The following is a 13,605-nucleotide window of genomic DNA, read 5'->3' on the forward strand; positions in this document are numbered from 1 at the left end:
CAGCATGCGGTATTTTCAGTTTTTATCAGAGGCGAGGCAGCACGATATTTTTTTCAAACGGCCGGGGACGATGCATTTGATGACGCCAAGGCACGTACTTGCGCATGCATTAGGTGCTACTTTGTATATGCCTGCAACAAGACAGGATATAGCAGACATGCTGCTGTCGCAGAAATATGAAGCACTTTGCTCTGTTGTATTTTGTTTAGAGGATGCCATCGGTGATCAAGAAGTGGAAATGGCTGAGCAGAATCTAGTGGTACAACTCGCCAAACTGTCGGACAAATTGACGCATATGCCTGAAACGGCTGAACAATTGCCGCTTTTATTTATTCGGGTTCGTTCGCCGAAGCAGCTGCTCAAAATGGCAGATTTGCTTGGTTCATCTCTTCATTTATTGACGGGTTTTGTATTTCCAAAGTGTTCTATTCATAATGCGAAGAATTATTTGGACAGCTTGAAACAGGTTTCAGCACAAACGAAGACAACGCTGTACGGTATGCCCATTTTGGAAACACCCGATTTATTAGAAAAAGATACAAGATATACGGTGCTGTCAGAGTTAAAGCAGATCATGCTGAATGATGAAGAATATATTTTGAATATTCGTATTGGGGCAACGGATCTTTGCGGCTTATATGGCATTCGCCGTGATCGTGACACCACCATCTATGAAATCAGATTGATTGCTGATTTGATCACAGATATGATCAATTATTTTGGCCGTTCCTTTGTTGTTTCAGGTGCTGTATGGGAGCATTTTGGCCCTGCACGAAAGGAACAAAAACCATTCATCCGTGCGCTTTCTAAGGGCGGTGAGCTGTCCTTATCTGAATTCGATGATGTACAAGGTTTACTCAAGGAGACAAAACTCGATGTAGCCAATGGCATACATGGGAAAACAGTGATCCATCCAACACATCTCAAGCCAGTGCAAAGCATGTACGTTGTGACAAAGGAAGAGTACATGGATGCATTAAGTATTTTAGAACATGCTGACGGCACAGTTGGCGTAATGAAGAGTGCCTTCTCTAATAAGATGAATGAAACGAAGCCCCATTACAGGTGGGCAGAGCAGATATTAATTAAGTCAGACATTTACGGGGTGTTTCATGAAAATAGAAGCTATATCGACATACTCACAGAATCAGAAGCGACATACGCTGAACATCTTGGAACATATGGAGGTTGAGCTTGACCTCAAAGAAGGTGCGCTCCAGCTGGAGAAAGAGCATCTTTTTGAGATGGCAGCAAGGGTGAACAAAAAAAGAGCCTTTTTATTCGTTAGTAAGGTGCTTGGAAAGCATATTCCTGTTCATCCAGTGAAACCGCTCCTTGTCTCGGGTCTTTTAGCGATGGCATATGCCAAAGAGCAAACGGGACAGACGCCTCAGTACAAAGATTTTCTTGTAGAGGCACTCAAGACGGATGATCACGCGGCGTTAACGGCAGCCTATGAAACACTCAAAAAAGAAAAGCTAGCAGCTGGCAATGAGCCTGTCGTCATCGGCTTTGCGGAAACCGCAACAGCCCTTGGACATGGTGTGTATGATGTGCTAGAAGGCGCATCTTACATTCATACGACACGTGAACAGCTGCTGGGTCTTGACCCGTCATTGGTATTTGAAGAAGAACATTCGCATGCAACGGATCAGCTTTGTTATGCAGATGAATCATTACTTCGCACAGACCGCCCCATCGTGTTAGTAGATGATGAAGTCACGACAGGCCGTACAAATATCAACATCATTCGTGACCTTCATGCAAAGTACCCGCGGCATTCTTATACCATTCTTTCCATTTTGGACTGGCGGACGGAGGAGCATGAGAAAGCCATGTGCCAGCTTGAAGAGGAGCTCGGAATTCACATCACATCATTGTCCTTATTAAAAGGGCAGATGGTCTTTAGAGGCAAAACGCTTGATGAACCAGCTTATTCGTATGAGATTGCGGAGCAAGAGAAGCCGCCAAGTCTCTCTTTTCATTCTCTTCAATCTTTCTTTAAGCAAGTGCCGTATTCACTTTCTCATGCAGCAAATTCGGCTGGTCATTCGCCATATATACATGAAACGGGCCGTTTTGGTTTAAACGCAGCAGATACGGCAGCGCTCGACCAAGCAGCTGCTGAAGCGGGATTGAAGCTGCGGCAGGAACGCAAAGGAAAGCAAACACTCTGCTTAGGGACAGGTGAGCTGATGTATGTACCGATGAGACTGTCTGCACATATGGGTGAAGGCATTCGCTTTCATTCAACAACGAGAAGTCCTATTCATCCAGTCGAAAAGAATGGATACGCTGTTCAAAATGGGTTTACCTTTATGAATCCAGAAGATGCCCGAATTCAGCACTACGTGTACAACATTCCAAAGGGTGAATATGATGATGTATTTCTCTTTTTTGAGAAAAAGGTCTCTCAGGAGGCATTGCTTCCGCTTATTCATTTATTTGCCGAGCGACATGTGAAGCATGTGCATATTGTGACTTTATCAGACGAGGTGAAGGTGAATGGCTAACGTGTATACAAAGATGGGAAGCTATCCAGAGCAGGATGTAACCTTCTTACTCAAAGATTTATCCTCTATTGAGATGGAGAAAAGTACAGAAGAGCGGGAGCGTTCAATTCAGAGTGGTGCGCATTATTCAGAAATGCTGCCAATTGAATATAAACCAACGGCATCTTATATGACTTTATTCTATCAATCTCTTGAAGAAAGTAAGGAAAAGGTAGCCGAAGCAGTAGCTGTTGTAGCAGAACAGATTGTGAAAAAGCGAGGCTTCAAAACCGTGCTTTGCAGCTTGGCGCGTGCAGGAACACCGATCGGGGTGCTAATCAAACGATATATTCGAAAGACATATGGTATCGATCTGCCTCATTACAGCATCTCTATTATTCGCGATCGCGGAATAGACGAGAATGCACTGCATTATATGCTGAAAGAACATCCAGGTTTTGAAATTGCTTTTATCGATGGATGGACTGGAAAAGGTGCGATTTCGAAAGAGCTCGAAAAAGCTGTGATTGATTTTGAAAAAAAATATGGCGTGCGTCTTTCGAGTGAGCTGGCTGTACTGGCTGATCCTGGCTATTGTACACATGTATATGGAACGAGAGAGGACTTTCTTATTCCAAGTGCCTGTCTGAATTCGACGGTATCAGGGCTTGTCAGTCGTACGGTATTAAACAACCGCTGGATCAATGCCGATGATTTCCATGGGGCAAAGTATTATAAAGAGCTGCTTGATGAGGATGTGTCCAATCAGTATGTGGATACGATTGAAGATGCATTTTCCAGCCTCGGACCAAATGTTCAAGAGAAAGCAGAAACCATACTTACGCAAGGGACGCCGGCAGATTGGCGCGGAATGGCATCCATTGAAGCAATCGGTCAGGAGTTTCAAATTAAAAATACACATTTGATTAAGCCGGGTGTTGGTGAGACGACCCGCGTGCTGCTTAGAAGAATCCCGTGGAAAATCTTGATTCAGCCTGGATCTCAGGAGAAGCTGAAGCATATTTTGCTTTTGGCAGAGGACAGAGGTGTTCCTGTTATTGAATATGCCAATATGTCCTACACGTGCTGTGGGTTAATTCGCCCGCTGGAGCAAACGTCATGAAGACATATGCATTTGCCAGTGATTTAGACCGGACACTTATTTACTCACATCGAGTGCTTGACCAGTATGCGTATGAAGGAGAGTATGATTTAGTTGAGGTGCTGGACGAACGGCCGCTTTCCTATATGTCTGTTGAAACGAAAAAATCCTTGCAGACGATTCATCAATCAGGCTGGTTCATTCCAGTGACGACAAGAACAACTGCACAGTATGAACGGATCACCTTCTTTGAGCAAGAGCTTCAACCGGAGTATGCTGTCACAACAAACGGGGGCTGTATCCTTCACCATGGCAAGCCGCTTGAGGATTGGCAGGCCATTGTTGATGAGAGACTTAGGGAGTGTATGCCAGTCAGAGAGATGCTGAGGGCGATCTCCGAACTTCCGGTTGCGGCTTGGGTGAAGCGTACCCGTACAGCAGAGGGAAGATTTCTTTATTTGATTATGAAAGATGAGTATTTATCTCACATACCAATTGCTGAATTGAAGCTGTGGGGTGAGGAGAGAGGCTGGCAGGTTTCTCTTCAGGGACGGAAGCTTTATTTTATTCCACAGCCGCTTAATAAGTGGGATGCTGTTGCTTTTCTAAAGGACAGGCTGAAGCTTGAATACGTCTATGGTGCGGGTGATTCCCTGTTAGATGCGGGGCTCATTCGTCAATCAGATAAGGGTTTTGCCCCAAGGCATGGAGAAGTTCTCGACTTTGACCCAGAACTTGAGCCGACAGCAGCATCTGGCATGGCCGCAGCGGATGAAATCACCGCTTCTGTCATCGAGCAGATGACGAACGCAAAAAAGCCTTCGATTCGATAGCAGAAGTAGAAGGCTGAATGATATGATAGTAGTAGCTTTCGAGAAAATATAGGAGAAAGGAAGGAGCGGCGTGAGTTATAAAGAAATCAATGTCACCCAAACACGGGCAGAGCAGGAAGCCTGGAAAAACGTGCTGAAAAAGCCGCTCCCTGAAAGAGACGGTTATGTAAAGGACGAGCATACGTTGTCCTTACCGCGTCTCGCCGCCCGGGTCCTTGGAACTCCGCATGATGCAACCGATTATTTTATTTATTTACATGAATTATACGAAACAGAAGGCATGCATATTTTAAGTGAAACGCTCAATCGTCATATTGAGCCAGAGCATTTTCAAGCGTTGCAGCGAATTCATTTGATTAACCAAGAAGAAAAGGGATTGTCCGTGAATCGCTTTGTGGCTTTTTTAGATGGTGAACAGCTGATTGTACGCCATCCAAACCCTGTGATGAACCGGCATATCCGTCTTTCATTGATCAAGGTGTTTGAGCATTTCAAGCAGCTGCATGAGGGTGGATTTCAGCATCCTGATTTCCGCCGGGTCTTGCTGGATGTCGTGAAGTTTTCAAATAACCATCTAGGTCCATGGCTCAAGGAAGTCAATATAGAAGAAAAAATGCCGGCTGTCATTTGGTATGGAAAGGCGAATAAAAGTCAGCTTTATTTTCTTTACTATGTCATGCTGATTGGCTGTGATGTTGTGCTATTTCATCCAGAAGGCGAGGATTCGTTCCGCGAATTAGATCCAGAAGAAAAGCTGACTTTTATTGATCAGTACCCGGGGACTTCAAAGCTTGAGCCGTTCCCTACTGAAAAGCCTGAGAGGAAATCAACGGTGGCGTACCGCTCGACAAGAGAGCTTGAAGAGGTGCTTCACACGGAAGATTCAATGCTGTATAAGCCGTGGCAATTCAGAGATCATACTCCTCATTCCATTACGCTGAAGACAACGTATGATGAGCTGTTTTTAATTGCAAAGGAACGATCCTTTATCCGCCCGAACTTTAAAGCAGATCGGGACACGATACAGATTCCGAATCTCTTTGCGAAAATGATGGGGGTCACACGAGACAAGCGTGAATACTGGGATCGCATTCACACGTTAATGGAGGGGAAAGAGGCGAAGACCATTCGCCATTTTCCTTTTACGAAAGAAGTGACTTCGAATTATCAATTTCATTATCAGCATGCACTTTCTGCTACTGGAGAGATTGATCCTGAATTATTAATGAAAAGCAATGTGTGGCAGTTTTCTCATCTATATGAGGGCGCGCAGCGTGCGATAGCAGAGGCGATATCTCGAATCTGTCAGCATCCGAAGCTATTAAAAGAAGGCAATGAAACCGAATTAGATGTCCGCATTTATTTATTCAAGCAGGTTCTGCATTTGAGCCAGGATCTCATTGAACTGATTCAAACTTTTGATTATGCACAAACCGTACCGAAAGTGATTTTATACCACACGGAATATAATGGGGAGCTGACTCGTTCTGATGCGGCCGCCCTGATTTTCCTAAATGAAATGGGTGTGGATCTCTTCGTATATCATCCAGCGGGATATCAGTGTATCGAACGGTATATCGATGACCAATTATTTGATACCCATTGGCTTGATGAGATGGTCATGAACCAGGAGTTTAAAGAGCCGTCCATCGTTAGAAAGTTATTTCAATCCATTAAAAACCGATAAGGAGATCAAAGCTTATGACAAATACAAACGGAAATGACATCATTTCAATTGATAAAGAGGAAATCACGATTGAGAAGGCAGACGATATTCGCGTTCAGCTTCGAAACGAACCAGAAGTGCAAAATATTGCGAGACAGATCGATGCGAAAAATCAGCTTGAGCTTCTTGAATACGGAAAACAGCCAGCCGTTGAAATCTCTAAGTTTTCTGATCGTATCCTTTCAATGATGCGTTCAACAAGCGTGACTGACTCAGGAACAATGCTGACGCAGCTTGGTAAGATTATGGATCGCTTTGATAAAAATGATTTTGACGAACCGAAGGGTGGTTTGTTGTCAAAAATCTTTAAACGCGGCGGCAGCATGATTGAAAAGATTTTTAGTAAATATCAAACGCTCGGTGCAGAGATTGAAAAAATTAATGTAGAAATTAGTAAATATAAAGATGAAATGACCAAATCGACTGTGACGCTTGAAGAAATGTATGAGCATAACATTCAATACTACATGGAGCTTGAAAAGTATGTCGTAGCCGGTCAAATGAAAATTGAAGAATTGAAGCAATTGGTTCCTTCATATGAAGAAAAAGCAGCTAGTGGAAACCAGCTGGCACAAATGGAGCTTGATACGCTTCGTAATGGGATTCAAGCGCTTGAAGAGCGTGTATATGACCTTGATATGGCAAGAATGGTCGCGCTTCAAACGGCACCGCAAATCCGTTTGCTTCAGCGTGGGAATACGAAATTAATCGGTAAAATCAACTCTGCCTTTATCATCACGATTCCAATTTTCAAAAATGGGATCATTCAAGCTGTGACAGCGAAGAGACAAAAGCTTGTCGCTGATTCCATGAGTGAGTTGGATAGAAGAACAAATGAAATGCTGAAACGAAATGCTGAAAACATTTCAAGTCAAAGTGTGGAGATTGCCAAATTATCCGGCCGTCCAAGCATCGACATTGAAACGATCGAATCTTCCTTTAATACAATTGTACAAGGGATGAAAGAGACGAAACAGATCGAAGAAGAGAACAAGCGATTACGCGAAGATGGAACAAAACGTATGCTTGAGCTCCAAGATAATATTAAGCGGGCTGCCCTAGAGTCCTAAAAAAACAAGCTGTCTGTAACTAAAGTTGTAGGCAGTTTTTTATGAATTTCATTAAAATTTGAGAAAAAAGGTTTTTATGTGACCATTTTCGGGTAAATCATGTTCAGGGGAATGGTTCGCCCATGATTCAAAAAAACTGCTATGACGAGGATTCGACTTATTTTTTAGCACAATCAGGAATTTCCAGTAAAATATTGTCTGGTGAGAGGAAATACCCCGTAAAATATGTAGTTTATGAAGCATTCTATAGGATTTACGAGTAATACGGCGTATAAACTCTAATGACCAGACCTCTATATGGAATTCATACATATTGTGGGGAAATAAGCGAATTCTAAAGATTGTTCGCATCATAACGCTTATGTTACGGTTATAAAGATGCTAATTTGGAGGGAAAATATGAATTCTGAAGAGAGAAATATCAAAATCAAGATAAATAATGTATCTAAAATTTTCGGTAAAAATGCTAAAAAAGCATCTCAAATGCTTGAAAACGGGAAAACAAAAAGAGAGATCCTAAAAGAGACCGGCGCAACAGTTGGTGTCAATCGAGCAAATTTTGATGTTTATGACGGCGAGATATTTGTCATCATGGGGCTATCAGGGAGCGGAAAGTCCACACTTGTGCGGATGCTAAACAGGTTAATCGAACCAACCTCCGGTGAAATTTATATTGATGGGGATATGATAACAAATATGTCAAAGGATCAATTGCGTGAAGTCAGACGGAAAAAGATCAGCATGGTTTTCCAAAACTTCGCATTGTTCCCGCACCGTACAATTCTTGAGAACACAGAGTATGGTCTTGAATTGCAAGGTGTAGATAAAGAAGAGCGCAGACCAAAAGCGCTTGAATCTTTAAAGCTTGTTGGACTTGAAGGCTTTGAAGAGCAATACCCGAATCAATTAAGTGGTGGGATGCAGCAGCGTGTTGGATTGGCACGTGCGTTAGCAAATGACCCTGACATTTTATTAATGGATGAAGCATTCAGTGCACTAGATCCATTAATTCGTAAAGATATGCAGGATGAATTGCTTGAGCTTCATACATCTGTAGGAAAAACGATTATTTTCATTACCCATGATTTAGATGAGGCGCTTCGTATTGGCGACCGCATTGTGCTCATGAAGGACGGAAATATCGTTCAAATCGGAACACCAGAAGAAATTCTGATGAACCCATCGAATGAATATGTTGAACGTTTCGTTGAAGATGTTGACCTTTCTAAAGTATTAACCGCTGGTCATATTATGAAACGTGCAGAAACAGTTCAGATCGATAAAGGGGCACGTGTTGCGCTTACGCTCATGAAAAACCTTGGGATTTCGTCTATCTATGCAGTAGATAAGAAAAAACATTTATTAGGTGTTATTTCTGCTCAAGCAGCGAAAAAAGCAGCAGAAACGGGAGCGTCGCTTGAAACGGTTCTCGATAAAGAATTCACGACTGTATTGGAATCTACGTATTTGACAGAAATCTTTGATGCAGTGTCTGATGCAGCAAACATTCCAATTGCCGTTGTTGATGAGAAAAACAGAATGAAGGGTATTGTGGTCAGAGGTGCATTAATTGGTGCGTTATCAGGTAATGATGAGTATATCAACATGTCTTCTAACAAGCTTGAGGAAATTAAAACACAAGAGCCTTCTGCACAGGAGGTAGAATAAAATGTTTAGTATGAGTGATTTACCTAGAATTCCGTTTGCGGATTATATCGATCAATTTGTTGACTGGTTAACATTAACGTTTGGTGGTTTCTTTGATGGCATCACAAATGGATTAGCAGGAACAGTAAATGGGATTGTGGCGGCACTTGGCGTCATTCCATCCATTATTTTAACCCTTATTTTTGCCGGCATTGCTTGGTGGATCAGTACAAGAGGAGTTGCTCTTTTCACACTTATTGGATTTTTACTGATTGACTATTTAGGCTACTGGCATCCAATGCTTCAAACACTTGCGCTCGTTTTGACCGCTGTGGTCATTTCTATTGTGATCGGGGTTCCGATCGGTATTTGGGCATCACAGAAGGAAACTGTGCGTAAAATTGTGACACCTATTTTAGATTTAATGCAGACAATGCCTGCATTCGTTTATCTATTACCAGCGATCTTCTTCTTTAATATTGGGGTTGTTCCTGGGGTTGTGGCATCGGTTATCTTCTCCATGCCGCCAACGATCCGTATGACCATTCTCGGTATTAAACAAGTACCAGCTGATTTAATTGAAGCAACAGAAGCATTTGGTTCAACGACATTCCAGCGTTTATTCAAAGTTCAGCTTCCACTTGCAACAAAAACCATATTAGCTGGTATTAACCAAAGTATCATGCTGGCTCTATCAATGGTCGTGATTGCAGCAATGGTAGGTGCACCAGGACTTGGTTCAGAAGTATATAGTGCGGTAACCCAGCTGAAAACAGGTATTGGTTTTGAAGCAGGTATTGCCATTGTTATTGTGGCGATTACACTTGACCGTATTACACAAAACATTAAAACGAAAAAAACCAGGGGGAATGCTTAATGTGGAAAAAGTCTCTCTACATTGGGATGACCGCCCTGCTTGTCTTTTTACTAGCCGCTTGCGGTGCGCAGACAGATTCAAATGCGAGTGCAGCACAGCAGGTGAATAAAACCATTATCGGAATCGATCCAGGTTCAGGGATTATGGCACTGACAGATCAAGCGAAAAAGGATTACGGTTTAGAGGATTGGACGGTTGTGTCTGCATCAAGTGCAGCCATGACGGCAACACTCAAAAAATCTTACGACCGTAAAAAGCCAATCATCATCACTGGCTGGAATCCACACTGGATGTTTTCCCGCTATGATTTAAAATATTTAGATGATCCAAAAAAATCTTACGGTGAAGCGGAAGAAATTCATACGATTTCACGTAAAGGCTTTGCAAAGGATCAGCCAGAAGCAGCCAAAATGCTTAGTCAGTTTAAATGGTCTCAAGATGACATGGGCGAAGTCATGATTGATATTCAAGATGGTGTGAAACCAAAGGATGCTGCCATAAAATATGTGAAAAAACATAAAGACCAAGTAGCGAAATGGACAAAAGGCGTGAAAAAGTCGAATGGTGGAAAAGTCAATCTTGCCTACGTTGCATGGGATAGTGAGATTGCAAGTACCAATGTTGCGGCAGAAGTATTGCGTGAACTCGGGTTTAATGTGACTTTGACTCAGGTTGAAGCAGGTCCAATGTGGACAGCAATTGCAACCGGAAGTGCGGATGCATCATTATCCGCTTGGCTGCCAAATACGCATAAAACATATGCAGCGAAGTTTAAAGGGAAATATGATGACCTTGGTACAAGTATGAAAGGCCTTCGAATGGGGCTAGTTGTTCCGAAATATATGAAGAACGTAAACTCCATTGAAGATTTGAAAAAATAGTCAATGATGTAGTGGTTCCCTTATAATAGAAGGGAGCATGTGGAAAAAGCAGTCTGCTCAAAAAGCGGCTGCTTTTTTCTTATATAGAAGGATGGAGTTGTCGTCGATGATGGATAGGTCAATCATGATTTTTCTGCATGGTGGAGGAGTAAGCAGCTGGATGTGGCAGGAGCAGGTTGAAATATTTAAAGACACGTATGAATGCTTTGCCCCTGATCTCATTGGACACGGGACAAGAGCAAAAGAACAGATATTTTCAATGAATGAAAGCGCCCAAGAAGTCATCTCATGGATCAAGGAAAACGCGAATGGACGTCAAGTGATTCTGATTGGATTTTCTTTAGGTGCGCAGATTGCCGTTGATGTGTTATCAAGAGAGCCAGATATTGTAGACATCGCTGTCATCAATAGCGCCCTTGTGATGCCTTTGCCATGGCTCCATTTCATGGTGAGACCCCTCTTGCCACTGACGTATCCATTATTAAAGAAAGATTGGTTTATCCAGCTCCAGGCTGAAAAGATGGGGCTCTCGCAACATGTACTGCATCATTATGCGGCGGAATCGAAACATCTGCAGAAGAAAACCCTTCTTACGATGTTTCAAGAAAACCTCCATTACAAGCTCCCAGACACGTTTCAGCAAGCAAAGGCACGCATTCTTGTTACAGTGGGAGAAAAAGAAAAAGGCATTATGACACGCTCAGCAAAAAAAATAACAAATTCACATCCGAAGGCAGCAGGTGTCATCGTTCCCGGTATTGGACATACATTTACTTTTGAGAAAAAAGAACTTTTTACAGAAATGATCAAAAGCTTTATAGAGGCACGTGCACTACCAGTGGAATTAAAGGAAATCCATTAGCCGCGTCAATCAATAAGTGAAGATAAGCATAAAAGAGGCGGTGGTCTCTTAGAATCTGTATGATATAGGTATAAAACGCTTTCAGTTTGTGTGCCATAGAAGGAGGAGCTATGAGTAAAAACTATATCATATTCGGTGCAAGTCAAGGATTAGGAGATGCTTTTGTAAAGGGTCTTCCTTCAAGTGGAGATACAGTTTGGATTGTGTCGCGAAGTGAACCAAGCAGTTTGAGCATAGATGACGGTGTACATAGAATTTGGCTGAAAATCGACTTATCAAGCCAAACGCATATCCCTTATATGCTTGAAGCACTGGAGAACAAGACGATTGATGTACTGATCTATAACGTCGGTTTATGGGAAAAACGAGGCTTTGAAGACGATTATTCCTTTGATCACGATCAGCCAGAGGATATTGCGCACTTAATTAATGTGAATGTCACCTCAACCATTACGTACATCCAGGCACTGCTTCCGCACGTAAGGAAATCGGAGAATGGGAAAATCATCGTGATTGGCTCAACGGCCGGACTCGATCATACAAATCTGCCGCAGGTATCCTTTGTGGCATCTAAATTTGGTCTGCGCGGAATTGTGAATGCGTTGAGAGAGCATGTGAGAAAAGATAAAATATCTGTCACCTGTATCAATCCAGGAGAGCTGGCGGCGGAGGTCCCATATGAAGAGGGAGCTGAAAAAGCCATCAGGCTATATGATGAAACGAGAATTCCTGTACAGGATATTGTGGAGCTTGCTAGATGTGTGATTCATTTATCAAGGGTATCTTGTGTGAAAGAAATCAACGTTCCAGCCATGACAGATTTGAATGCGTAATATAAAGCGACCACCCGCCCTGAAGAGAAGGCGGGTGGCTTTTTCATTTTATGATGAATGCTGCTGGAGTGTTTGATAGACAGCTTCGGTCAAAATCTCAATGCCGGTAAAGATTGCAGAGCGGTCGAAGGTCATATACGGATGATGAAGACCTGGCTTTAAATCACAGCCTAAACCGAGCATTGTAGATTTGATATGCGGAAGCTTTGCTGCATAAAAGTGAAAGTCTTCTCCACCTGTTGTGACGATCGGGGGATCAAGCTGCTCTTGGCCTAAAACCTGTTCAATCGCATGAGACATGATCTGGACAGCTTCCTCATTTAAGGTTGCGGCAGGCAGACGATGGTCTGTTGAAAGTGTAATAGAAGCACCAAAGGCATCTGCTACAGAATGAACCGCTCTTTCAATTTCTTTTTCTAGCTCATCCATTACTTCGTTTGTTTGCGCCCTTACATCTAATGTAAATGAAGCTTTGCCTGGGATGATGTTTGAGCTGCCCCCGCCAGCATGTAAATTGGTCATTTTCACAGAATGGGCGACTCGTGGATCGACATGGATATGCGCGAGTCTCTGCACGAGGGTTGAAGCCACTTCTATTACGTTGACGCCAAGGTGAGGACGTGCACCGTGCGCTTCCTCACCAATAATGGTGCCGACGTAATGATTACTTGATCCGTGCAAAATAGCAGGAGCACAGCGTCCGTTTAATGTTTCTTGAATTGGGCGCACATGTACGCCATATAAGTAATCGACATCTGCCAGCACACCTTTTTCAATCATTTTCAGCGCACCGCCGCCTCTTTCCTCGGCAGGCTGAAAGATGAAACGGATCGTGCCGTTTGGGCGTTCTTTTTCCTTTAATGCCATAAAGGTACCAAGAGCCATTGTCATGTGTGCATCGTGGCCGCATGAATGATTGGCTTGAAACTCACCATCTACTTCCTGCCAAAGTGCATCAATATCGGCTCTCACAGCGACCACTGGTGCGCCTTCTCCAATTTCACCGATCACCCCTGTACAGTCGTCAAATGTTCGAGTGCTGCAGCCCAATTTTTTCAATATATCTTCAATATAAGCCGTCGTTTTTGTTTCTTCCCAGCTTATTTCTGGGTGGGCGTGCAGGTGTTCAAAGATGTCTGTCACAGTTTGTTTCATTTCGTTTGTCAAAGTTGTCATGAGAAGCCTCCTTGCTGACAGATAATCTGCCATAATCTTATTTTAGTGAAATAATATTGATCTTAAATATCAACAGTGTTTATAATATAACACATCATTTGATTAT

The 13,605-nt window shown here is 42.8% G+C and carries 12 protein-coding genes; 11 read left to right on the forward strand and 1 reads right to left on the reverse strand.

Annotated features, from left to right (window positions below):
- Positions 1 to 4 precede the first annotated feature (4 nt).
- The 11 genes from QSJ46_RS05750 to QSJ46_RS05800 all read left to right on the forward strand — a co-directional run bounded on the left by QSJ46_RS05750 (position 5) and on the right by QSJ46_RS05800 (position 12,323).
- Complete coding sequence (locus QSJ46_RS05750; RefSeq protein ID WP_285604430.1) at positions 5 to 1,192, forward strand: HpcH/HpaI aldolase/citrate lyase family protein; 1,188 nt, start codon at positions 5 to 7, stop codon at positions 1,190 to 1,192.
- On the forward strand, positions 1,182 to 2,513 hold the full coding sequence (locus QSJ46_RS05755) for a phosphoribosyltransferase family protein (protein ID WP_285604606.1): 1,332 nt from the start codon (positions 1,182 to 1,184) through the stop codon (positions 2,511 to 2,513). The genes QSJ46_RS05750 and QSJ46_RS05755 overlap by 11 nt, the downstream gene beginning before the upstream one ends.
- Positions 2,506 to 3,615: a cysteine protease StiP family protein gene (locus QSJ46_RS05760; RefSeq protein WP_212040271.1), complete on the forward strand. Its 1,110-nt coding sequence runs from the start codon at positions 2,506 to 2,508 to the stop codon at positions 3,613 to 3,615. Before QSJ46_RS05755 ends, QSJ46_RS05760 begins: the two co-directional genes overlap by 8 nt.
- Positions 3,612 to 4,427, forward strand: a complete 816-nt coding sequence (locus tag QSJ46_RS05765) for an HAD family hydrolase (protein ID WP_285604431.1) — start codon at positions 3,612 to 3,614, stop codon at positions 4,425 to 4,427. Before QSJ46_RS05760 ends, QSJ46_RS05765 begins: the two co-directional genes overlap by 4 nt.
- Before the next feature lie 70 nt (positions 4,428 to 4,497).
- The gene (locus QSJ46_RS05770) at positions 4,498 to 6,114 is read left to right on the forward strand and encodes a YceG family protein (protein WP_285604432.1); all 1,617 of its coding nucleotides are present in this window, start codon (positions 4,498 to 4,500) and stop codon (positions 6,112 to 6,114) included.
- 14 nt (positions 6,115 to 6,128) lie between these two features.
- Complete coding sequence (locus tag QSJ46_RS05775) at positions 6,129 to 7,223, forward strand: toxic anion resistance protein (RefSeq protein ID WP_034283225.1); 1,095 nt, start codon at positions 6,129 to 6,131, stop codon at positions 7,221 to 7,223.
- A 399-nt stretch (positions 7,224 to 7,622) separates the two neighbouring features.
- Entirely contained in the window at positions 7,623 to 8,891 is a 1,269-nt protein-coding gene (gene opuAA / locus QSJ46_RS05780; protein WP_047203458.1) for a glycine/proline betaine ABC transporter ATP-binding protein OpuAA, read from the forward strand.
- Positions 8,892 to 8,901: 10 nt separating this feature from the next.
- Complete coding sequence (gene opuAB, locus QSJ46_RS05785) at positions 8,902 to 9,747, forward strand: glycine/proline betaine ABC transporter permease subunit OpuAB (protein ID WP_047203473.1); 846 nt, start codon at positions 8,902 to 8,904, stop codon at positions 9,745 to 9,747.
- A complete protein-coding gene (locus tag QSJ46_RS05790) occupies positions 9,747 to 10,628 on the forward strand; it encodes a glycine betaine ABC transporter substrate-binding protein (protein WP_039176296.1) in 882 nt (293 codons plus the stop codon). The genes opuAB and QSJ46_RS05790 overlap by 1 nt, the downstream gene beginning before the upstream one ends.
- Before the next feature lie 106 nt (positions 10,629 to 10,734).
- Complete coding sequence (locus QSJ46_RS05795) at positions 10,735 to 11,490, forward strand: alpha/beta fold hydrolase (protein WP_224930162.1); 756 nt, start codon at positions 10,735 to 10,737, stop codon at positions 11,488 to 11,490.
- Between the two features lie 110 nt (positions 11,491 to 11,600).
- Positions 11,601 to 12,323, forward strand: coding sequence for an SDR family NAD(P)-dependent oxidoreductase (locus QSJ46_RS05800; protein WP_107163952.1), 723 nt, complete (start codon positions 11,601 to 11,603; stop codon positions 12,321 to 12,323).
- A 48-nt stretch (positions 12,324 to 12,371) separates the two neighbouring features.
- Here QSJ46_RS05800 and QSJ46_RS05805 read toward each other — a convergent pair whose 3' ends face one another.
- Positions 12,372 to 13,499, reverse strand: a complete 1,128-nt coding sequence (locus QSJ46_RS05805; RefSeq protein ID WP_212040266.1) for a M20 peptidase aminoacylase family protein — start codon at positions 13,497 to 13,499, stop codon at positions 12,372 to 12,374.
- Between the last annotated feature and the right edge of the window lie 106 nt (positions 13,500 to 13,605).

Source organism: Bacillus sp. YKCMOAS1 (genome assembly GCF_030268125.1).
In the GTDB taxonomy this organism is placed as follows: domain Bacteria; phylum Bacillota; class Bacilli; order Bacillales; family Bacillaceae; genus Bacillus; species Bacillus safensis.